At 43.9% G+C, this 18,565-nt stretch carries 29 protein-coding genes; all 29 read right to left on the bottom strand.

What is annotated here, in order from left to right; genetic code table 11:
* Window positions 1-42: 42 nt before the first annotated feature.
* Window positions 43-852, bottom strand: coding sequence for a type I methionyl aminopeptidase (gene map, locus Q1V85_RS19870; RefSeq protein WP_300602308.1), 810 nt, complete (start codon window positions 850-852; stop codon window positions 43-45).
* Window positions 853-921: 69 nt separating this feature from the next.
* Complete coding sequence (secY, locus tag Q1V85_RS19865) at window positions 922-2,262, bottom strand: preprotein translocase subunit SecY (protein ID WP_300602307.1); 1,341 nt, start codon at window positions 2,260-2,262, stop codon at window positions 922-924.
* A gap of 77 nt (window positions 2,263-2,339) precedes the next feature.
* Window positions 2,340-2,789, bottom strand: a complete 450-nt coding sequence (gene rplO, locus Q1V85_RS19860; protein ID WP_300602306.1) for a 50S ribosomal protein L15 — start codon at window positions 2,787-2,789, stop codon at window positions 2,340-2,342.
* A 116-nt stretch (window positions 2,790-2,905) separates the two neighbouring features.
* A complete protein-coding gene (rpmD, locus tag Q1V85_RS19855) occupies window positions 2,906-3,085 on the bottom strand; it encodes a 50S ribosomal protein L30 (RefSeq protein WP_067752876.1) in 180 nt (59 codons plus the stop codon).
* Between the two features lie 81 nt (window positions 3,086-3,166).
* Window positions 3,167-3,685, bottom strand: a complete 519-nt coding sequence (rpsE, locus tag Q1V85_RS19850; RefSeq protein ID WP_300602305.1) for a 30S ribosomal protein S5 — start codon at window positions 3,683-3,685, stop codon at window positions 3,167-3,169.
* 26 nt (window positions 3,686-3,711) lie between these two features.
* Entirely contained in the window at window positions 3,712-4,068 is a 357-nt protein-coding gene (gene rplR / locus Q1V85_RS19845; protein WP_300602304.1) for a 50S ribosomal protein L18, read from the bottom strand.
* Between the two features lie 121 nt (window positions 4,069-4,189).
* A complete protein-coding gene (gene rplF, locus Q1V85_RS19840; RefSeq protein ID WP_300602303.1) occupies window positions 4,190-4,744 on the bottom strand; it encodes a 50S ribosomal protein L6 in 555 nt (184 codons plus the stop codon).
* Window positions 4,745-4,845: 101 nt separating this feature from the next.
* Complete coding sequence (gene rpsH / locus Q1V85_RS19835; RefSeq protein WP_235553350.1) at window positions 4,846-5,244, bottom strand: 30S ribosomal protein S8; 399 nt, start codon at window positions 5,242-5,244, stop codon at window positions 4,846-4,848.
* A gap of 88 nt (window positions 5,245-5,332) precedes the next feature.
* Complete coding sequence (gene rpsN, locus Q1V85_RS19830; protein ID WP_090388156.1) at window positions 5,333-5,602, bottom strand: 30S ribosomal protein S14; 270 nt, start codon at window positions 5,600-5,602, stop codon at window positions 5,333-5,335.
* Window positions 5,603-5,690: 88 nt separating this feature from the next.
* The gene (gene rplE, locus Q1V85_RS19825) at window positions 5,691-6,239 is read right to left on the bottom strand and encodes a 50S ribosomal protein L5 (RefSeq protein ID WP_366914022.1); all 549 of its coding nucleotides are present in this window, start codon (window positions 6,237-6,239) and stop codon (window positions 5,691-5,693) included.
* Between the two features lie 51 nt (window positions 6,240-6,290).
* The gene (gene rplX / locus Q1V85_RS19820; protein ID WP_300602301.1) at window positions 6,291-6,650 is read right to left on the bottom strand and encodes a 50S ribosomal protein L24; all 360 of its coding nucleotides are present in this window, start codon (window positions 6,648-6,650) and stop codon (window positions 6,291-6,293) included.
* Between the two features lie 100 nt (window positions 6,651-6,750).
* Complete coding sequence (rplN, locus tag Q1V85_RS19815; protein ID WP_231004145.1) at window positions 6,751-7,119, bottom strand: 50S ribosomal protein L14; 369 nt, start codon at window positions 7,117-7,119, stop codon at window positions 6,751-6,753.
* A 118-nt stretch (window positions 7,120-7,237) separates the two neighbouring features.
* Complete coding sequence (rpsQ, locus tag Q1V85_RS19810; protein WP_231004146.1) at window positions 7,238-7,495, bottom strand: 30S ribosomal protein S17; 258 nt, start codon at window positions 7,493-7,495, stop codon at window positions 7,238-7,240.
* A gap of 34 nt (window positions 7,496-7,529) precedes the next feature.
* Window positions 7,530-7,751 (bottom strand): 50S ribosomal protein L29, encoded by a 222-nt coding sequence (gene rpmC, locus Q1V85_RS19805; protein WP_300602300.1) that lies wholly within the window; start codon window positions 7,749-7,751, stop codon window positions 7,530-7,532.
* Between the two features lie 14 nt (window positions 7,752-7,765).
* Window positions 7,766-8,188, bottom strand: a complete 423-nt coding sequence (rplP, locus tag Q1V85_RS19800; RefSeq protein WP_300602299.1) for a 50S ribosomal protein L16 — start codon at window positions 8,186-8,188, stop codon at window positions 7,766-7,768.
* A gap of 131 nt (window positions 8,189-8,319) precedes the next feature.
* Window positions 8,320-9,078, bottom strand: a complete 759-nt coding sequence (gene rpsC / locus Q1V85_RS19795; RefSeq protein ID WP_231004149.1) for a 30S ribosomal protein S3 — start codon at window positions 9,076-9,078, stop codon at window positions 8,320-8,322.
* A 9-nt stretch (window positions 9,079-9,087) separates the two neighbouring features.
* Window positions 9,088-9,564 carry a 50S ribosomal protein L22 gene (rplV, locus tag Q1V85_RS19790; protein WP_300602298.1) on the bottom strand — a complete coding sequence of 159 codons (477 nt, stop codon included), beginning with the start codon at window positions 9,562-9,564 and terminating at the stop codon, window positions 9,088-9,090.
* A 38-nt stretch (window positions 9,565-9,602) separates the two neighbouring features.
* On the bottom strand, window positions 9,603-9,872 hold the full coding sequence (gene rpsS / locus Q1V85_RS19785) for a 30S ribosomal protein S19 (protein ID WP_300602297.1): 270 nt from the start codon (window positions 9,870-9,872) through the stop codon (window positions 9,603-9,605).
* A gap of 42 nt (window positions 9,873-9,914) precedes the next feature.
* Entirely contained in the window at window positions 9,915-10,754 is an 840-nt protein-coding gene (rplB, locus tag Q1V85_RS19780) for a 50S ribosomal protein L2 (RefSeq protein WP_300602296.1), read from the bottom strand.
* Between the two features lie 132 nt (window positions 10,755-10,886).
* On the bottom strand, window positions 10,887-11,186 hold the full coding sequence (rplW, locus tag Q1V85_RS19775; RefSeq protein WP_235553355.1) for a 50S ribosomal protein L23: 300 nt from the start codon (window positions 11,184-11,186) through the stop codon (window positions 10,887-10,889).
* Between the two features lie 113 nt (window positions 11,187-11,299).
* Window positions 11,300-11,941 (bottom strand): 50S ribosomal protein L4, encoded by a 642-nt coding sequence (rplD, locus tag Q1V85_RS19770; protein ID WP_300602295.1) that lies wholly within the window; start codon window positions 11,939-11,941, stop codon window positions 11,300-11,302.
* A 36-nt stretch (window positions 11,942-11,977) separates the two neighbouring features.
* Window positions 11,978-12,595 (bottom strand): 50S ribosomal protein L3, encoded by a 618-nt coding sequence (gene rplC / locus Q1V85_RS19765; protein ID WP_300602294.1) that lies wholly within the window; start codon window positions 12,593-12,595, stop codon window positions 11,978-11,980.
* A 289-nt stretch (window positions 12,596-12,884) separates the two neighbouring features.
* Window positions 12,885-13,190, bottom strand: coding sequence for a 30S ribosomal protein S10 (rpsJ, locus tag Q1V85_RS19760; protein WP_008584585.1), 306 nt, complete (start codon window positions 13,188-13,190; stop codon window positions 12,885-12,887).
* A 232-nt stretch (window positions 13,191-13,422) separates the two neighbouring features.
* Window positions 13,423-14,184 carry a phosphatidylinositol-specific phospholipase C/glycerophosphodiester phosphodiesterase family protein gene (locus Q1V85_RS19755; protein WP_300602293.1) on the bottom strand — a complete coding sequence of 254 codons (762 nt, stop codon included), beginning with the start codon at window positions 14,182-14,184 and terminating at the stop codon, window positions 13,423-13,425.
* A gap of 39 nt (window positions 14,185-14,223) precedes the next feature.
* Window positions 14,224-14,838 (bottom strand): peptide deformylase, encoded by a 615-nt coding sequence (gene def / locus Q1V85_RS19750; protein WP_366914019.1) that lies wholly within the window; start codon window positions 14,836-14,838, stop codon window positions 14,224-14,226.
* A gap of 484 nt (window positions 14,839-15,322) precedes the next feature.
* On the bottom strand, window positions 15,323-15,736 hold the full coding sequence (gene ruvX, locus Q1V85_RS19745) for a Holliday junction resolvase RuvX (RefSeq protein WP_300602292.1): 414 nt from the start codon (window positions 15,734-15,736) through the stop codon (window positions 15,323-15,325).
* Window positions 15,737-15,814: 78 nt separating this feature from the next.
* Entirely contained in the window at window positions 15,815-16,741 is a 927-nt protein-coding gene (locus Q1V85_RS19740; RefSeq protein WP_300602291.1) for a UbiA-like polyprenyltransferase, read from the bottom strand.
* Window positions 16,742-17,288: 547 nt separating this feature from the next.
* Entirely contained in the window at window positions 17,289-17,819 is a 531-nt protein-coding gene (locus Q1V85_RS19735; RefSeq protein ID WP_300602290.1) for an RNA methyltransferase, read from the bottom strand.
* Between the two features lie 137 nt (window positions 17,820-17,956).
* Window positions 17,957-18,526, bottom strand: a complete 570-nt coding sequence (locus tag Q1V85_RS19730; protein WP_300602289.1) for a hypothetical protein — start codon at window positions 18,524-18,526, stop codon at window positions 17,957-17,959.
* Between the last annotated feature and the right edge of the window lie 39 nt (window positions 18,527-18,565).

Genomic DNA, 18,565 nt, shown 5'->3' with positions numbered 1-18,565 from the left:
CTTAAAATTAAAGATAAAAGCCGGTACCAGTTCCGCTGCAGGTCAGGCTTTCAATGTGCAAACAAACAACTCCGGGTTCTGTTTTTCCGCTTCTTCAATGGTAGCATAGTTAGAAAGCACATCCGCCTTCCCCTGCCGTACGCACACATCATGCTCAAAATGCACGGAAGGACTTCCGTCTTTTGTACGAACCGTCCAGCCATCGCTTTCTGTAAAGACCTCCTTTTTTCCCAGGTTAATCATCGGCTCAATGGCCAGCACCATGCCGCTTTGCAGCTTCATGCCCGTGCCCCTTTTTCCGTAATTGGGCACCTGCGGATCTTCGTGCATCTTCTGCCCCAGTCCATGTCCAACCAGTTCTCTTACCACACCATACCCATGGTCTTTCTCCGTATAATTCTGAATGGCAAAACCAATATCCCCGATCCGGTGCCCGGTGGTTGCCTTTTCAATACCCTTATATAACGACTCCTTTGTAACAGCGATCAGCTGCTGCGCTTCCGGCGTAGGCTCCCCGATGGCAAAAGTGTATGCGTGATCACCATGCCATTTATCCAGGATCACTCCCACATCAATAGAAACGATATCCCCTTGCTTCAGCTCCTTCTTATTAGGGAAACCATGCACCACTACGTCATTTACCGATATACAGGAATTGAACGGATATCCGCTATAATTAAGGAAAGAGGGAACGGCGTTATGATCTGCAATAAACTCGGCGATCTTCTTATCCAGGCTCAATGTTGTAATTCCGGGTCTCAGGATCTTCGCGATCTCCGTTAGCGTTTTACTGACCAGCAATGCGCTCCGGCGCATCAATGCTACCTGGTCGTCCGTTTTAATTTTTACCATATGATTCATTAAAAAAGTCCCGCAACTTTCGCTGCGGGACTGCAAAGTTATTGAATTTCTTATAACGAATTAAATCTGAATGGCAGAGGAACTCTGACGTCCCTGGATCCGGCCGCTTTTCATCAGTCCGTCGTACTGACGCATCATCAGCTGGGTTTCGATCTGCTGTAAAGTATCCAGCACTACCCCTACCATGATCAGCAATGAAGTACCTCCAAAGAACATGGAGAATCCTTGTGTCATACCAAACAATTTCTGGATCAAACCGGGCAGGATACCCACGAAGGCCAGTAATACTGCACCCGGGAAGGTGATCCGGTCCATGATCGTACCAATATAATCGGTTGTTGGCTGACCAGGTTTTACTCCGGGAATGAAACCATTATTCTGCTTCAGGTTATCAGAGATCTGCTTGGGATTAAAGATCAATGCGGTGTACAGGAAGGTAAAGCCAATCACCACTGTTGCATAAATCAGCATATACCAGCCATTCGTATGATCGGTAAACATTCTTCCCAGATCTGCGTTCTTGCTTCCCATAGTAAACAGGGTGGGCACAAACATAATCGCCTGGGCAAAGATGATGGGCATTACACCGGCACTGTTCACTTTCAGCGGCAGAAACTGGCGCGCACCACCAAACTGACGGTTGCCCACGATCTGCTTTGCATAGTTTACAGGCACTTTACGCACCCCCTGTACCAACAGGATGGAGCCCATAATGATACCGATAAACAACGCGATCTCGATGATGAAGATCAGGATATCACCGGTACGGGTAGAACGGAAGGTAAGTTCCTGTGCAACCGACTGTGGCAAACGTCCCAGGATCCCCACCATGATGATGAGGGAGGTACCGTTACCCAGTCCTTTGTCGGTGATCTTCTCACCCAGCCACATTACAAACAAGGTTCCTGTAGTCAACAGTACGATGGTTGTTAATGAGAAATAGAAGCTGCCGTATCCGGGCATGATGGCCGGTCCGGAAGTTTGCTGCAGGTAAGCCAGGTAAGCAAATGCCTGAACAAAGGTTACCACAACGGTAAGGTACCGTGTGATCTGGTTGATCTTTTTACGGCCGCTCTCACCCTCTTTCTGCATTTTCTGGAAAGAAGGAACCAGAACGGTCATCAGCTGCATAAAGATAGATGCTGTAATGTACGGCATCACACCCAATGCAAAGATAGAAGCCTGTTCAAACGCACCTCCCGCAAAAGTATTGATCAGATCCAGGATGCCGTTTTGTGCATTGTTCTTCTGCAGGGCTTCTAAAGTAACCGGGTTAATACCGGGTAGCGGTATGTACTTACCGATCCGGTAGATAAAGACAAGCAATAAAGTGAAAAGAATTTTACTCCTTAGCTCTTCGATGCTCCATATGTTCTTAAGTGTAGTAATTAGTTTTTTCACCTGATTCTTCTTAATTAGTCAATTCTCCAAAATTAAAAGACGCACTACGTGCGTCAAAATTTATTTTTGAGAAATTTTTATTTTAAAACCTCAACAGACCCACCGGCGGCTTCAATAGCTGCTTTTGCTTTTTCGCTGATGGCGTGAACTTTAAAAGTGAATTTGCCTTTAATTTCTCCATTACCTAAAACCTTTACTTTATCTGTTTTACCAATGAAGCCCATTGCGTAAAGATTTTCAGCAGAAAAATCAGAGATGTTATGTGTTTCGGCCCACTGATCTACCTGACCGATATTGATGATCTTGTAAACGATCTTATCCGGATTTTTGAAGCCTCTTTTAGGTGTACGACGCTGAATCGGCATCTGACCACCTTCATGTCCTAATTTCCGCTTATAACCAGCGCGGCTTTGTCCACCCTTGTTACCCTTTGTAGAGGTACCACCAAAACCGGAACCTTCACCACGACCAATTCTTTTTTCTTTGTGTACAGCGCCTTTCGCAGGTCTTAATTCATGTAATTTCATCGCTTTATTTTTTTACTTACGCTCCAAAAGCGGGAGCTCGCTTGTTAATAATATACCTGTTTAAAACAGGGTCGAATAGCAGAGAAAGTGCAAATATAAATCTCCGGAGCGAAAATTTATAATTCTTCTACTTTAACCATATGCTCCACCTTACGGATCATGCCCAGAATTTGCGGAGTGGCTTCTACTTCTTTGCTACTGTTGGTTTTATTCAATCCTAAAGCCTTCAACGTGAGTTTCTGCCTTTCCGGGCGGTCGATCGGGCTTTTTACTAAAGTAACTTTTATCTTTTTCATAATCTCAGATTTGAGATTTGAGATTTGAGATTTGAGATTTTTAGAAACCTCAAATCATAAACCTCAAACCATAAATATTTCTTATCCGTTAAATACTTTCTTTAAACCTAAAGAGCGCGTCTTTGCAATGTGCACAGGCTCCCGCATCATTGCCAGGGCCTTGAAGGTAGCTTTTACCACGTTATGTGGGTTTGCTGATCCCAGGTTTTTCGCCAACACGTCTGTAAGACCTGCTGCTTCCAATACCGCGCGCATAGAGCCCCCGGCAATTACACCAGTACCCGCAGAAGCCGGTTTAACCATTACTTTTGCTGCGCCCTCTTTTGCCCACTGATCATGAGGGATGGTTCCTTTCATGATGGGAACTTTAATGAGGTTTTTCTTTGCATCCTCGATTCCTTTTGTAATAGCTTCCTGAACCTCTTTCGCCTTTCCTAAACCATGTCCTACAACACCGTTGCCATCTCCTACAACAACTAATGCGGAAAAGCTGAATGCACGGCCGCCTTTAGTTGTTTTTACTACACGATTAATAGCTACAACCTTGTCTTTTAATTCAAGATCGCCGGCCTTAACATTGTTGAAATTAACTGTTGACATTATTTCGTTTTAGATTGAATAACTTTTTAAAATTGCAAACCACCTTCTCTAGCACCTTCAGCAACTGCTTTCACACGTCCGTGGTACAAATAACCACCTCTGTCAAAAACAACGGTTGTTACTTTCAGATCAGCCGCTTTACGGGCAATTGCAGCACCAACCAGTTTGCTCAATTCAGATTTGGTACCAGATTGGGCTTTAATATCCTTGTCTTTTGTAGACGCAGCTGCAATCGTAAGTCCCTGCACGTCATCGATCAATTGTGCGTAAATATCCGTATTGCTCCGGAACACCGCCAGTCTTGGCTTTTGTGATGTACCGCTCACTTTCTGACGGATGATGCGGCGAATGCTGGTTCTTCTTTGAACTTTTGCGTTTGACATTGTTTCTTTATTTATTTCCCTGATACTGCCAGGGATCATTTGAAAATTTGAAGATTTGAAAATTTGAAAATGATTAATGAATAAATTCTCAAATTAATTCATTTTCAAATCTTCAAATTATTTATTTACCTGCAGATTTACCTGCTTTCTTGCGTACGATTTCACCTACAAAGCGAACACCTTTTCCTTTGTAAGGCTCAGGCTTACGCAGGCTGCGGATTTTAGCGCATACCGCACCTACCAGCTGCTTGTCGCTACCGCTGATGGTGATGGTTGGGTTCTGTCCTTTTACAGTTTCTGTAGCAACAGTTAACTCTTTAGGAATATCAAAAATGATGTTGTGCGAATATCCCAGGGAAAGATCCAGCTGGTTGCCCTGGTTGGTAGCTTTATAACCTACACCCACCAGTTCCATCTTTTTCTCAAATCCGTTGGTAACACCTTCAACCAGGTTGGCTACCAATGCACGGGTTAAACCATGCAGTGCGCGGTGCTGGATCTGATCAGAAGGACGGGTGATGGTAACCTGGCCGTCTTTTACTTCTACTTTGATATCAGCATTAACGGCTTGTTTCAGTTCTCCTTTTTTACCTTTAACAGTAACAACGTTATCGCTTCCTACTGCTACGGTAACTCCTTCCGGAATGGTGATTAATTGTTTACCTATACGAGACATAAAAATTAGTTTATTATTTCTTATTTATTGTTGATACATCCGGCAACCGGTCAGCCTGTTAGGTATCGGCTTAATGTATCGCCGGTTTTAATGACATTCGATTAATAGATGTGGCAAAGCACCTCACCACCTACATTCTGGGAACGGGCATCTTTATCTGTCATTACTCCTTTAGAAGTAGACAGGATCGCAATTCCCAAACCGTTCTTTACACGGCGGATATCCGCGGGTTTAGCGTATTGACGCAGTCCCGGACGGCTTACTCTTTCCAGGCTCTGAATAGCAGGCTGCTTGGTAGTAGCGTCGTATTTCAAAGCGATTTTAATTACCCCTTGCTTATTATCTTCCTCAAACTTATACTTCAGGATATATCCCTGATTATATAAGATCTCCGTCATACGTTTTTTAAGGTTAGATGCAGGAATGTCTACAATACGGTGACCTGCCATCTGAGCGTTACGTATTCTTGTTAAAAAATCTGCAATTGGATCTGTTACCATTTTATATATGAATTATATCAGTTCAAAATTTAGTGGGTGGTTTATTTTAAAAGCCCATACCCTGTCTTACGGCTTTGTGCTGTTATTATTACCAGCTCGCTTTCTTTAAGCCCGGAATTTTACCATTCAAAGCCATATCCCTTAAGGCAACCCGGGAGATTCCAAAATAACGTACGTAACCTTTGGGGCGACCAGTTAATTGGCAACGGTTTTTCAAACGCACTTTAGAAGAGTTCTTAGGCAGCTTGTCCAAAGCGGCATAGTCACCGGCTTTTTTCAGCTCCTCTCTTTTAGCGGCGTATTGCTCCACCATTTTCTCTCTTTTTACCTGACGGGCTTTAATTGAAGTTTTTGCCATGTTGCATTAAATTCTAAATTCCAAATTCTAAGTCTCCGGGCGATGACCGCTGTAAGCTTAAGAACTTGTGATTTGTGATTTTATAAAATTACTTTTTAGCGTTTTTAAAAGGCATTCCCAGTTCCTTCAACAGTTCGTATGCCTCTTCATCTGTTTGGGCAGTGGTCACAAAAGTGATATCCATACCGGTGATCTTATTCACTTTATCGATATCGATCTCAGGGAAGATGATCTGCTCGGTAACACCCATGGTATAGTTTCCGCGGCCATCAAAAGACTTCTCATTGATTCCTTTAAAATCACGTACACGAGGTAATGCAACCGCAATCAGGCGATCCAGGAACTCGTACATTTTTTCACCACGCAGGGTTACACGCGCACCAATGGGCATGGCCTTACGCAGCTTAAAGTTCGAAATGTCTTTTTTGGAGTTGGTTACCACCGCTTTCTGACCGGTGATCGTGCTCAGCTCATCTACGGCTACGTCAACCAGCTTTTTGTCGGTTACGGCACCGTTTACACCACGGTTGATGCAGATCTTTTCCAGTTTAGGAGCCTGCATTACAGAGCTGTAAGCAAACTTCTTCACTAATGCCGGAACCACTTCATTTTTATATTTTGTGGCCAGCCTGGGGATATATGTTTTAGTACTCATGGTCTATTACTTTATTTGCGATACAACAAAAGATTAGATTTTTTCTCCTGATTTTTTAAAGATGCGCAGTGTTTTACCCTCTTCGCGCTGGCGCTTCACTTTAGAAGGCGCTTTTGCTTTCGCATCCCACAGCATTACATTGCTGATATGAATCGGAGCTTCTACTTTTACAATACCACCCTTTGTATTTTGGGCGGAGGGTTTGGTATGTTTGGTTTTGATGTTCACTCCTTCAACCAGCACTTTTCCTTCCTCAACCAATACCTCTTTCACCAACCGTGGTTTGTAGTCAAACTTACCGCTATCATCTTTACGGGGTTTTGCAGCACCGCTGATAACAATAACCAAATCGCCTTTTTTAATATTGTACTTGGGTTTAAATCTTTTGCTCATTTTTTTATGCTTTCTTTATGCTTAATGCGCGGGCTCAAGGCTAACGCTATTTTTTATGGATGGAATGCCTTCAGCATTTTGCATTAGGCATTTAGCTCATTTATAACACCTCCGGAGCTAACGAAACGATCCTCATATATCCTTTATCACGAAGCTCCCGGGCTACCGGCCCGAAGATACGGGTACCTCTTGGCTCATCAGATGCGTTCAGAATAACAACGGCGTTGTCATCAAAACGGATATAAGAACCATCTTTACGGCGCAATTTGTTGGTAGTACGTACGATTACTGCTTTAGCTACCGTACCTTTTTTAATACCCCCTGCCGGAGCTGCGTCTTTTACTGTTACAACGATTTTATCGCCAATTTTTGCATAGCGTTGTCCGCTGTTACCCAGTACACGGATACAAAGAACTTCTTTTGCGCCACTATTATCCGCCACGTTCAACCGGCTTTCTTGCTGAATCATTTTCTTAAAGATTTGAGATTTGAGAGTTGAGAGTTGAGATACTCATTCCCCAAAATCTATTTTAAAAAATATTATCTGTTTTCTAAATTCTGAATACTGATATCTCAATACCCAATTCTTATTTTACTTTTTCGATAACCTCAACCAGTCTCCAGCGCTTCAATTTGCTCAAGGGGCGGGTTTCCATAATTTTAACGGTATCCCCAATGCTGCACTCATTCTTTTCATCATGAGCGTGGAACTTGGTCGTTTTTTTAAGGAACTTACCGTAAATAGGGTGTTTTACTTTTCTTTCCACAGCTACAGTGATGGTTTTTGTCATCTTGTTGCTGGTAACCACGCCTATTCTTGTTTTTCTTAAATTTCTTTCAGACATTTTATTTTACCTTTTGGCTTGTACAAAATTGCTGTTACGCTTTTGCAGCTTCGCTGCCTTGACTTTGTTTTAAAAACGTTTCAATCCGGGCGATATCTTTGCGCAGTGCACGGATAGACATCGGATTTTCCAGCGGAGAGATCGCGTGTGCGAACTCCAGTTTCTTCAGGCGCTGCTTGGATTGCTCCAGCTGAACCTTTAAATCTTCTGCGCCTAATCCTTTTATGCTGCCTATAAATTCTTGTTTCTTTGACATCTTAATTTGATTTATTAATTAGTAACTAAATCCCTACGCATGGTGAACTTAGTCTTGATCGGCAGTTTACCAGATGCTAATTCCAGTGCTCTGCGTGCAACTTCTTCGCTTACACCGTCCACTTCAAAAATGATACGGCCGGGTTGTACAACAGCAGCCCAATATTCAAGGTTACCTTTACCTTTACCCATACGAACCTCTGCAGGCTTCTTGGTGATGGGCTTATCAGGGAAAATGCGGATCCATACGTTCCCTTCCCTTTTCATGCTACGGGTAAGTGCCTGACGGGCAGCCTCAATCTGGCGGTCCGTAATCCAGTGAGAATCCTGGGCTTTTAAAGCATAAGAACCAAACGAAATGGTAGTCCCTCTTTTCGCGTCGCCTTTCATGCGACCCTTTTGCATTTTCCTGTGCTTTGTTCTCTTCGGTTGTAACATCTTTCTTAATTTGAAAATTTGAAAATGTGAGAATGTGAAAATGAACCCTCACAACCAAACTACTATTTTATAAGATGGATAACAGGAAACACAAATTTTCACATTTCCTAATTTCCACATCTACACATTAATTAATTTCTTTTATCTCTTCCTCCGCCACGGCGATCTCCTCTGCGGTCATCTCTGCGATGATCTCTTCTTTCACCACCGCCTACATTCTTGTCGTTTCCGGAGATAAAGTTGGGGTTCAAATCGCGTTTTGCCAGTACCTCACCTTTACAGATCCAAACTTTGATACCGATTTTTCCGTAAACAGTTTGTGCAAATACATTGGCGTAGTCGATATCCATCCGGAATGTATGCAGGGGCACACGGCCTTGCTTGAACTCTTCGCTACGGGCAATTTCAGCACCACCCAAACGACCGCTTAATTTAACTTTAATTCCTTCAGCACCCATACGCAGTGCAGAAGCGATGGCCATTTTAGTAGCGCGTTTAAAGTTGATGCGGTTCTCGATCTGGCGGGCAATGGTATCACCAACGATCATCGCATCGGTTTCAGGACGACGGATCTCCAGGATGTTGATCTGTACATCATCGTTCTGAGTCAGCTTCTTCAATTCCTCCTTGATGCGATCTACCTCACCACCACCTTTACCGATGATAATGCCTGGTTTGGAAGTATGAATGGTGATAATTAATTTACCTAAGGTTCTTTCGATCACAATTTTAGAAATACCTCCCTTGTTGATACGGGCATTCAGGTATGTTCTGATTTTATTGTCTTCGATTAACTTAGAAGCAAAATCTTTTTTGCTTCCATACCAGTTAGATTCCCATCCACGGATGATGCCTAACCTGTTACCAATTGGATTTGCTTTTTGACCCATATTTATTGGTTATGCTTTTTTAGATTCTTTAGTTGACTTTTTTGCAGCAGCCTTTTTCTTAGCCGGAGCTTTTGCGCTTACTTCTTTCACTTCTTCTGCAGGTGCTGCTTTTACAGCGGCCTTTGCTTTTTTAGCTGCTTTCTTATCTTCACCAGCCACATCTACCACCAGGGTTACGTGATTGCTGCGTTTGCGAACACGGTAGCCACGGCCTTGCGGAGCGGGGCGCATGCGTTTCAATGTACGGCCACCATCTACATAAATGGTTTTTACCACCAAACCGGATTCATCTACCCCTTCATTGGCCTGCTTCCAGTTTACAATGGCGCTTAATACCAGCTTGCGCAAAGGTACTGCGGGGTGTTTGGGGTTGTGCTCCAGTTCGGCCAACACCAAATCCACCTTTTGGCCACGAATCAAATCAGCCAACAGCCTCATTTTACGAGGAGAAGTCGGATAATTTCTAAGTTTTGCTACTGCTTCCATTATAATTAATTTCTTAACGTATGCGTTCTGTTGATGATTTATTTTTTATCGCCCGCGTGTCCTTTAAAGTTGCGGGTAGGTGCAAATTCACCCAGTTTATGACCTACCATAAACTCCGTAACATATACGGGGATGAATTTATTTCCATTATGCACGGCAAATGTGTGGCCTACAAAATCGGGTGTAATTGTAGAGCGACGGCTCCACGTTTTAATTACAGCCTTTTTTCCTTTTCCTTCGTTAATAGTCAACACTTTCTTTTCCAAGTGAGTTGCTACATAAGGACCTTTTTTTATCGAACGAGCCATATTTATTTTTTAAATTCTAAAGTTCAAATACTAAATGTCAAATTACTTAGCCAGTTTGCTACCGTTTTTACGCTGAAGGATGAGTTTATCACTAGATTTACCCACTGTTCTTGTCTTCTCTCCTTTTGCGTATTTACCAGTACGGCTGCGCGGATGACCTCCGGACGCACGTCCTTCACCACCACCCATCGGGTGATCTACAGGGTTCATCGCCACACCACGGTTTCTTGGGCGGATACCTTTCCAACGATTTCTACCAGCTTTACCCATGCTCTGAAGGCTGTGATCGCTGTTGCTTACCACTCCAACGGTTGCAAAGCAATTGATCAGTACTTTTCTCAGCTCACCGGAAGGCATTTTCAATACAGCGTATTTTTCTTCCTTGTTGGTCAACTGTGCAGATGCACCGGCACTGCGGGAGATCTTTCCACCCTGGCCCGGGTTCAGCTCAATGTTGTGTACATTGGTACCCAGTGGCATATTTTTCAATTGCAGCGCATTTCCGATTTCAGGAGCAACGGCGTTACCGCTGATCACTTCTGTACCCACAACCAATCCCTGCGGTGCAATGATGTAACGTTTTTCGCCATCAGCATATTCCAAAAGCGCGATGAACGCTGTACGGTTCGGATCGTATTCGATGCTTACCACCTTAGCGGCCACATCATGCTTATCTCTTTTAAAATCAACAATACGATATTTCTTCTTATGACCACCCCCTCTGTAACGCATAGTTAAATGACCTGAAGAGTTCCGTCCACCGGTGCTCTTTTTGGTTTCCAGCAGGCTTTTTTCGGGTTTGTTCGTAGTCACCTCGGAAAATGAATTCCCGATTCTCCAACGCGTACCGGCGGTTACCGGCTTAAACTTTCTTACTGACATCTTGTTAAAAATTTCAAATTTCAAAAGTCAAATATCAACTTGGATCGCTTACTATTTGCTTTTTGTATTTGGCTCTTGTTATTTTTATAAATTCAACACTTCGCGGCGGTTGATTGCCCTTCTATTCAGAAATTAGATATTTGCATACAGGTCGATCTCTTCACCTTCGGCAACGGTTACATATGCTTTCTTGTAACCAGCCTTACGTCCCTGGATAAATCCTGCTTTTGTATAGCGGGTTTTATTTTTTGCAGGAGCCACAACTGTATTTACGCTGGTAACGGTAACACCGTAAAAAGTTTCAATTGCTTTTTTAATTTCCAGCTTGTTTGATTTTTTTGCTACCTTAAAAGCATACCGGCGCAGTTTTTCCTGCTGAGCATTTGCTTTTTCGGTTAAAATCGGTTTTATTAAAATTTCAGATGGTTTCATCTTTAAATAATTTGAAAGTTTGAAAATGTGGAAATGTGAAAATTAAAAACCACTCTCCTTTTTTTGTACTGATTTATCTACACATTTTCACATCAGCACATTATCCCATTTATTTAAGCTTCTACAGCCTCTTCTAAATCTTCAGAAAATATTTTTGCAGCACCTTCAGAAAGTACCAGCACTTCTGAGTTTACAATATCATATGTATTGATATCGCTCAGGGGCAGGGCCAGTACAGAAGGAACATTACGCAATGACAATTCAATATTTTCATTGGGCTCTGCCAAAACGAACATTGATTTCTTCTCACCTACATTCCATTTGCTTAAAGCAGTGGCCAATGTTTTTGTTTTAGGCGCTTCCAGGCTGATATCTTCTACCACCAGGATCGCGTTTGCTTTTGCTTTATAAGAAAGGGCAGAGATCTTTGCCAGATCTTTTACTTTCTTGTTCAGTTTAAAGCTGTAGTCGCGGGGTTTGGGTCCAAAAATGGTACCCCCACCTTTGTATAAAGGGTTCCGGATATTACCTTTACGGCTACCACCGGTTCCTTTTTGTTTGTGCAGCTTCCGGCTGGCACCCTGTACTTCCGCACGGGTTTTTACTTTGTGGGTTCCCTGACGCTGTGCAGCTAAATACTGTTTTACAGCCAGATAAATTACATGGTCATTAGGCTCCGCTCCAAAAATATCATCAGGCAGTTCAACTGAACGACCGGTGCTTTTACCTTCTATATTTAAAACTTCAATTTGCATTTTCAAAAAATTTTATGTGTTACAGGATACCGGATCTTATTTTTGAACGAAAACAATGGAACCGATATGGCCCGGTACGGAACCGCTCACCAGGATGTAATTTTTTTCAGCGAAGATTTTCACCACTTTCAAACCTTTCAGTTTTACGCGGTCGCCACCCATGCGGCCTGCCATGCGCATACCTTTCATTACACGGCTGGCATCGGAAGAGTTACCCAGAGAACCGGGAGCGCGCTGACGATCGTGCTGACCGTGTGACTGCTCACCTACCCCGTGGAAACCATGACGTTTTACAACACCCTGGAAACCTTTACCCTTTGTTGTACCTACAACATCAACTTTTTCACCTTCTTCGAAGATGTCTACAGTAATGGTATCACCAAGATTTTTTTCTAAGGAATAATCTCTGAACTCTTTGGAGAATTTTTTTGCGGAAGTGTTAGCTTTAGCGAAGTGGTTTTTCTCTGGTTGTGTAGTGCGGCTTTCTTTCTTATCGCCGAAAGAGATTTGCAAGGCGTTGTAACCGTCTGATTCTGATGTCTTTACCTGCGTTACAACACAAGGACCTGCCTCAATGATCGTGCAGGCAGTTTGTTTACCTGAGGGATCATAGATGCTGGTCATTCCCAATTTTTTCCCAATAATACCTTTCATTGTTATGTAGTTTTACGCCTTGCAGGATTATTGGGACTTCCGGCAATACGCCGGAATCGATCCCCGTTTGCTACCGACCTTTTCCGTTGTTTTCCGCCTGTTGCGGAATTAGGAAGTACCGATAGTAAACAAACCCTGAATGGCTTGTTTTTATGTTTTACTTCGTTTGATACTTAAGAAGTTGAATTTCAGAGCTCTTTTCTTCCGTTTTAGCGGAATTGAGAGATAAAAATATTTTAAAAAGAACTAACGCCACAGGCTTTTACGTCTCCCGACCGGATCGGGATACTTAGGCCTTGATCTCAACTTCCACACCACTGGGCAGATCCAGCTTCGACAGCGCATCTACAGTACGGGAAGAAGAAGTATAGATATCCAATAATCTTTTATGAGTAGCTAACTGGAACTGCTCACGGCTCTTTTTATTTACGTGTGGAGAACGCAACACAGTAAAAATTTTACGGTGAGTGGGCAAAGGAATAGGCCCTGTAACAACTGCACCAGTGCTGCGCACTGTTTTTACGATTTTCTCTGCTGATTTATCAACCAGGTTGTGATCGTAAGACTGTAATTTAATTCTGATTCTCTGTGACATTGGATAAACCCAATTTTATTTGGGAGTGCAAATGTAGAGCGATTTTTTTAAATAAACTAATTTTTAGAACTTTATTTGGACGAAATCTGAAAAATAATCAATAGTATGGGCATCCTTCCCTCCCGTTCTTCCGGATCGCCGGCTCCAAAAGGCTTTTTTTGGCTTCTGGCCCGGATTGGTCAGGTTTCACAAAATGCAATAAATCAGCATGTTAACAAATAGTTCACTCCATTTACTTTAGAAATGCAGCCAACTCAGCGATCTTATCGGTATTGATATACCCAACCCCCAGTTCCTGGAGCGTTGTCCAGGCTTTTTTATTGTCCGGAGCTCCCCAGAAACGAATGGGCTTACCAGCCTCACGAGCTACCAAAATAGCTTTTTCAAGAGCTGTTTTTGAGTCATTGTCCACCTCACCCACTCCTTTCCATGCCGAATAATTGCTGAAATTGGCAGAAAACAGCGCCACCCGGGCCAGGTTCTTCCGGGTATAGGTATTCGTTAACTCCCCGTCAAACCAGATATAGGCCGGATAATAATGCAGGGAGTCCTTATTGGGCCGGTTACCGGTGATTACAATCCGGACGGTTTTATTGCCCGTAATTTCAGGATACTGCTTTAATGTATTGATAATGGCATTCAGGGTGGCAACGCCCTCCGTTTTACAATCAATAAGAAGGGTAAGCTTTTTACCCCGATCTGGATATACCGACCCCTTATGTTTCCGGATACATTCTTTTAAAGGATTTAAATACAAGGTTTTTAGATCCCTCCCAGGCGCAATATCCCGGGCATTATGCGCTACCGGAAGTCCGTTTTCCCTCAGGAAAACATCAGCCTCTATAGAACCAAACCCCTGTTCATAAGCCAGCCAGAACGGCCGTTGCTGCTCATAATCATTGTGGGAATGCGCCTGTTGAACGGTATAAGCGCCCTGCTGGGCACCGGCTCCCAGTACCATCAGGCAACAAAGAATGAACGTACAGATTCTCATAACTTCAGGTATAAAAAAAGGTTGATGATGGGCGGATTCTTAATTAAAGGACATTTTATAATCTACCCGGATCTTCCCGTTGGAAATATCATTCAGTTTGCCCTTGATCAGCTTTTTCCGCAATGGTGGCAGGTAATCAATGAATAGTTTCCCCTCAATATGATCGTATTCATGTAAGATAACACGGGCCGTAATACCGCTGAAAGTGCGGGTGTGCGGTTGAAAATTTTCATCCTGGTAAGTGAGCGTTACAGTTTGGTTCCGCGACACATCTTCCCGGATCTTTGGAATGCTCAGACAGCCTTCATTATAACTCCACAACTCACCTTCAAGGCTTTGCACATGCGCATTGATAAATGTTTGCTGAATGCCCTCATCACCCGGGTACAGGTCCTTTTCGTCATCTTCCAGGTTTTCGATGATCTGTTTACTGTCTACTACAAAAAGCCGGATCGGGCGGTTTACCTGCGGAGCGGCCAACCCTACCCCATTACTGGCATACATGGTTTCCCACATGGATGCGATCAGGGATTCCAGCCCGGGATACTGTGGATCAATGTCTTCTGCTACTTTTCTTAAAACAGGGTTGCCGTAGGCAACGATTGGTAATATCATAGCTGCAAAGGTACCAAAAATAGGATTGACGCAAAGCATCTTACTTTGTTTTTGGGAGCCGGTGAGGTTGAGCGGGGCAGGGGAATTTTACACTCGGCTTTCAGGCTGACCGCTGGCAGCTTTCAGTCTTCAGTTATCAGTTATCAGTTATCAGAGAATCCGTTCTGCTACTCCCGGTCTCCGCATTTAAAACAGATCATCGACACCGGTGGTCACAGCTGATGGCTAACGGCTGACCGCTGGCAGCTTTCAGTCTTCAGTTATCAGTTATCAGAGAATCCGTTCTGGTACTCCCGGTTTCCGCATTTAATACAGATCATCGATCACCGGAGGTCTCAGCTGATAGCTAACGGCTGACCGCTGGCAGCTTTCAGTCTTCAGTTATCAGTTATCAGAGAATCCGTTCTGGTACTCCTGGTCTCCGCATTTAAAACAGATCACCGATCACCGGAGGTCTCAGCTGATAGCTAATGGCTGATGGCTGATAACTGAAAACTGATAACTAATAGCTGACCGCTGATAACTAATGGCTCCTCCCCAAATACTCCTGCAGCATGATCGTAGCGGCAATTTCATCTACCAGGGCCTTATTGCGGCGCTGCATTTTCTTCAGGCCCATCTCCAGCATGGCATCCTTCGCCATTTTTGAGGTATAACGCTCATCTACCGTTTCCAGCGGCAATTGAGGGAAGTGCTTTTTTATTTCGCTGATGGCCTTTTTCACCAGCGGAGTGGCATGCGTATCGGAATCGTCCCAGTTTTTGGGCTCGCCGATAATGATCTTTTCTACCGCCTCCTGTGCACAATAGGTTTTCAAAAACGGGATCAGTTCCCGTGAATCAATAGTGGTTAATCCCGTTGCAATGATCTGCAGGGGGTCCGTTACGGCAATTCCCGTACGTTTTAGACCATAGTCGATGGCGATGATTCTGGGCATTGAAAGCTGAAATTTGAGATTTGGAACCTGAGATTTGATATTTGGGATTTGGGATTTGATATCTGAACCCGGGTCGTGCTACTTCATAAATATATCCGTAATAACAAACACCGCAAAAACCACGGACGCAATACCATTAGCCGTCATAAAGGCCAGATTTACCCGGCGAAGATCAGTTGGTTTTACGATGCTGTGCTGGTATACCAGCATCCCTACAAAAACGGCTACACCTGCCCAGTACCATCCGCCAAAACCGCCCTTAAAGGCTGCCGCAATCACGGCCGTAGCGCTCAGCAGGTGCAGCAATTCCGATACCCGCAGCGCCCGTTTACCGCCCAGTACCGAAGGAATGGAATACAGCTGGTTCGACCGGTCGAAACCTTCATCCTGCAGCGCATAAATAATATCGAACCCGCTTACCCAGAAAAGAACGGCAAAGGAAAAAAGAATGGGCAGGGTATCAAATACACCGGTTACTGCAAGATAGGCGCCGATGGGAGCCAGCGATAACCCCAGGCCCAGTACCAGGTGACAAAGCGCGGTAAACCGCTTGGTATAGCTGTACCCCAGCACGACCAGCAAGGCCACCGGCGATAAATAAAAACAAATGGAATTGATAAAATAAGTGGCCACAATAAACAGTGCGCTGTTTAGCACGGTAAACCACAATACGCTTTTGGCAGATAAGATGCCGGCCGGTATTTCCCGTACCGCAGTGCGGGGATTGAGTGCGTCGTATCGCCGGTCCAGGTACCGGTTAAACGACATGGCGGCATTGCGGGCAAAAATCATACATAAAAGTACCAGCAGGAACAACCAGCCCTTTTCACGGAAAAGATAAACGGTCTTATTCCACATTGTTGGCAAAATACCAGTGGCATTGGGCGACTGATCACTGATATCCGTATTGCGGATCCCCAGGAAGAAGCCGATAAGTGCAAAGGGCATTGCAAAAATGGTGTGCGAAAACTTTACGAGGCTCAGGTAATTCTTTGTAACAGACATTCGGCAAATGTAGGGCTCTTTCCATTTATTGAAATGCCCTTTTTAAACCTGGATGGGGAATTTGAAAATTTGAAAATGTGGAAATGTGGAAATGTGAAAATGAAGTTCCCGTTCCTGTTCGGTGCGAGGTATCCTGAAGGAATACCATTAAAAATAAAAACCTGAACCTGCAAACCTCACACTCTTTCTTCCTTCGGAAAATCGGGTGATTTGAAAATGTGGAAATATGGAAATGTGGAAATGAAGATTCCGTTCCTGTTCGGTACCCGGTATCCTGATGAAATATAAACCACAGATTAGTCGCTGCTACAGGCACAATCATTTTCATGGGTGTGATTCACCCCATTTTCAAATTTTCAAATCACCTCACTCTCAAATTTTCTCAGGAAATCGTTTTTCGCAGCAATTATCAGAATACTACACCCACAGCTTTGGCAGGCCACTGAAACACTAAACCACAGAATAAGAACTGTTACGGGTACAATCGTTACAGGAATATAATCCTCCCCATTTTCAAATTTTCAAATCATCTCATTCTCAAATTTTCTCAGGAAATCGTTTTTCGCACCAGCTCCCACAACACCACTCCTGCTGCCGTGGCAATATTCAGGGAATGCTTCATGCCCAGCTGTGGAATTTCCAGGCAGCCATCGCATAACGCAATAGTCGACTGCTCAACACCGCTTACCTCGTTTCCAAATACCACGGCAATTTTTGTTTGGCCATCCCAATTCAGCTCGTGCAGTTTGGTACTTTGCGCCACCTGCTCTACCGCCAGTATCGTATAACCCGCCTCCCGCAATGCGGCGATTGCTGCTCCGGCGTTTGCAAAATGAGCCCAATGCACGGTTTCCTCCGCTCCGAGAGCGGTTTTCTTTATTTCTTTATGAGGAGGCTTTGCCGAATAACCGGTAACATAGATCGCTTCAACCAGGAACGCGTCGCTGGTCCGGAACACACTGCCCACATTATAGGCACTGCGGATGTTTTCCAGCACCACTACGATCGGCATTTTTTCCGACTCTTTGAATTCGTCTACCGACATCCGTCCTAACTCTTCCATGCTTAACTTACGCATGGCGCAAAAATAAACGGATACCGGGGAATATGCAATAAAAAAGGCCGTATCAAAGAGGATCTGTTTACTCCGGCAGTTGCCTGCCGGATAACGATCCTACACTTTGATACAGCCCTGGCTTTTTGCTATATCAGGAGTTATTTCATACTGTTACGCATTTGTTTGAGTTTGGATCCGGGCAGATAAATCTGGAATCCCAATCCCAGTTCCGGACGGAAAGATACCCCATTGCTTCCTGCACCGGTAATGATGTTCGCTTTGGCGAGTGCTTCCAGAGCAATGTTCTCGTTCACAAAAAACGCCAGCCCGGGTCCTATACCGGCGCCAAAACCGTTGGTGGATTTACCTCCGGCATTATTCCCGCTGATCCCTGCATCTGCTTCAGCAAAAACGCGGGTTTGCTTGGGCGTATTCACCTGCTGTTCCCCAAAATAATACCGGGCCATAGGACCTACAAAATAATTGATGGATGGTTTTTGTGCGCGTCCGGCTTTAAAACCCAGGTCTACCTTACCTCCGATGGCTAAATCTTCCTGTACAAACCAGGCAACCTTTGGTGTAATATTCATCTGAAAGCTTTTTTCATTGGTACTTCCAGATAACAAAGCAAGATTACCACCAATCAGATAATATCCCTTCTGTGTTTGCGCACTGGCCCCATAAGCTGTAGCCGCTAAAATCAGGGCGGAAAGCATGATTTTCTTCATAAATTACAATTTTAATGATACAAAACTCAACAATTATGC

Origin of the sequence: Niabella sp., assembly GCF_030150205.1 — a bacterium.
Lineage (GTDB): Bacteria > Bacteroidota > Bacteroidia > Chitinophagales > Chitinophagaceae > Niabella.
This window is presented reverse-complemented; position numbering and strand designations above follow the sequence as displayed.

Coding starts and splice junctions, on each gene's coding strand:
- rplR (WP_300602304.1), bottom strand. CDS start 4,068: ATGTCAAACGCAAAAGTTCAAAGAAGAACCAGCATTCGCCGCATCATC.
- rplX (WP_300602301.1), bottom strand. CDS start 6,650: ATGAGCAAAAGATTTAAACCCAAGTACAATATTAAAAAAGGCGATTTG.
- rpmC (WP_300602300.1), bottom strand. CDS start 7,751: ATGTCAAAGAAACAAGAATTTATAGGCAGCATAAAAGGATTAGGCGCA.
- rpsQ (WP_231004146.1), bottom strand. CDS start 7,495: ATGTCTGAAAGAAATTTAAGAAAAACAAGAATAGGCGTGGTTACCAGC.
- Q1V85_RS19730 (WP_300602289.1), bottom strand. CDS start 18,526: ATGAAGAAAATCATGCTTTCCGCCCTGATTTTAGCGGCTACAGCTTAT.
- rpsN (WP_090388156.1), bottom strand. CDS start 5,602: ATGGCAAAAACTTCAATTAAAGCCCGTCAGGTAAAAAGAGAGAAAATG.
- rpsE (WP_300602305.1), bottom strand. CDS start 3,685: ATGTCAACAGTTAATTTCAACAATGTTAAGGCCGGCGATCTTGAATTA.
- rpmD (WP_067752876.1), bottom strand. CDS start 3,085: ATGAAAAAGATAAAAGTTACTTTAGTAAAAAGCCCGATCGACCGCCCG.
- ruvX (WP_300602292.1), bottom strand. CDS start 15,736: ATGCCCAGAATCATCGCCATCGACTATGGTCTAAAACGTACGGGAATT.
- rplO (WP_300602306.1), bottom strand. CDS start 2,789: ATGAAATTACATGAATTAAGACCTGCGAAAGGCGCTGTACACAAAGAA.
- rplD (WP_300602295.1), bottom strand. CDS start 11,941: ATGCAAATTGAAGTTTTAAATATAGAAGGTAAAAGCACCGGTCGTTCA.
- map (WP_300602308.1), bottom strand. CDS start 852: ATGGTAAAAATTAAAACGGACGACCAGGTAGCATTGATGCGCCGGAGC.
- rplF (WP_300602303.1), bottom strand. CDS start 4,744: ATGTCTCGTATAGGTAAACAATTAATCACCATTCCGGAAGGAGTTACC.
- rplP (WP_300602299.1), bottom strand. CDS start 8,188: ATGTTACAACCGAAGAGAACAAAGCACAGGAAAATGCAAAAGGGTCGC.
- rplW (WP_235553355.1), bottom strand. CDS start 11,186: ATGAAACCATCTGAAATTTTAATAAAACCGATTTTAACCGAAAAAGCA.
- rplB (WP_300602296.1), bottom strand. CDS start 10,754: ATGTCAGTAAGAAAGTTTAAGCCGGTAACCGCCGGTACGCGTTGGAGA.
- rpsH (WP_235553350.1), bottom strand. CDS start 5,244: ATGGTAACAGATCCAATTGCAGATTTTTTAACAAGAATACGTAACGCT.
- def (WP_366914019.1), bottom strand. CDS start 14,838: ATGCTTTGCGTCAATCCTATTTTTGGTACCTTTGCAGCTATGATATTA.
- rpsJ (WP_008584585.1), bottom strand. CDS start 13,190: ATGTCACAGAGAATCAGAATTAAATTACAGTCTTACGATCACAACCTG.
- rplC (WP_300602294.1), bottom strand. CDS start 12,595: ATGAAAGGTATTATTGGGAAAAAATTGGGAATGACCAGCATCTATGAT.
- rplN (WP_231004145.1), bottom strand. CDS start 7,119: ATGATTCAGCAAGAAAGCCGGTTGAACGTGGCGGATAATAGTGGCGCA.
- Q1V85_RS19755 (WP_300602293.1), bottom strand. CDS start 14,184: ATGAGAATCTGTACGTTCATTCTTTGTTGCCTGATGGTACTGGGAGCC.
- rpsS (WP_300602297.1), bottom strand. CDS start 9,872: ATGGCTCGTTCGATAAAAAAAGGTCCTTATGTAGCAACTCACTTGGAA.
- rplV (WP_300602298.1), bottom strand. CDS start 9,564: ATGGAAGCAGTAGCAAAACTTAGAAATTATCCGACTTCTCCTCGTAAA.
- Q1V85_RS19740 (WP_300602291.1), bottom strand. CDS start 16,741: ATGTCTGTTACAAAGAATTACCTGAGCCTCGTAAAGTTTTCGCACACC.
- rpsC (WP_231004149.1), bottom strand. CDS start 9,078: ATGGGTCAAAAAGCAAATCCAATTGGTAACAGGTTAGGCATCATCCGT.
- Q1V85_RS19735 (WP_300602290.1), bottom strand. CDS start 17,819: ATGCGTAAGTTAAGCATGGAAGAGTTAGGACGGATGTCGGTAGACGAA.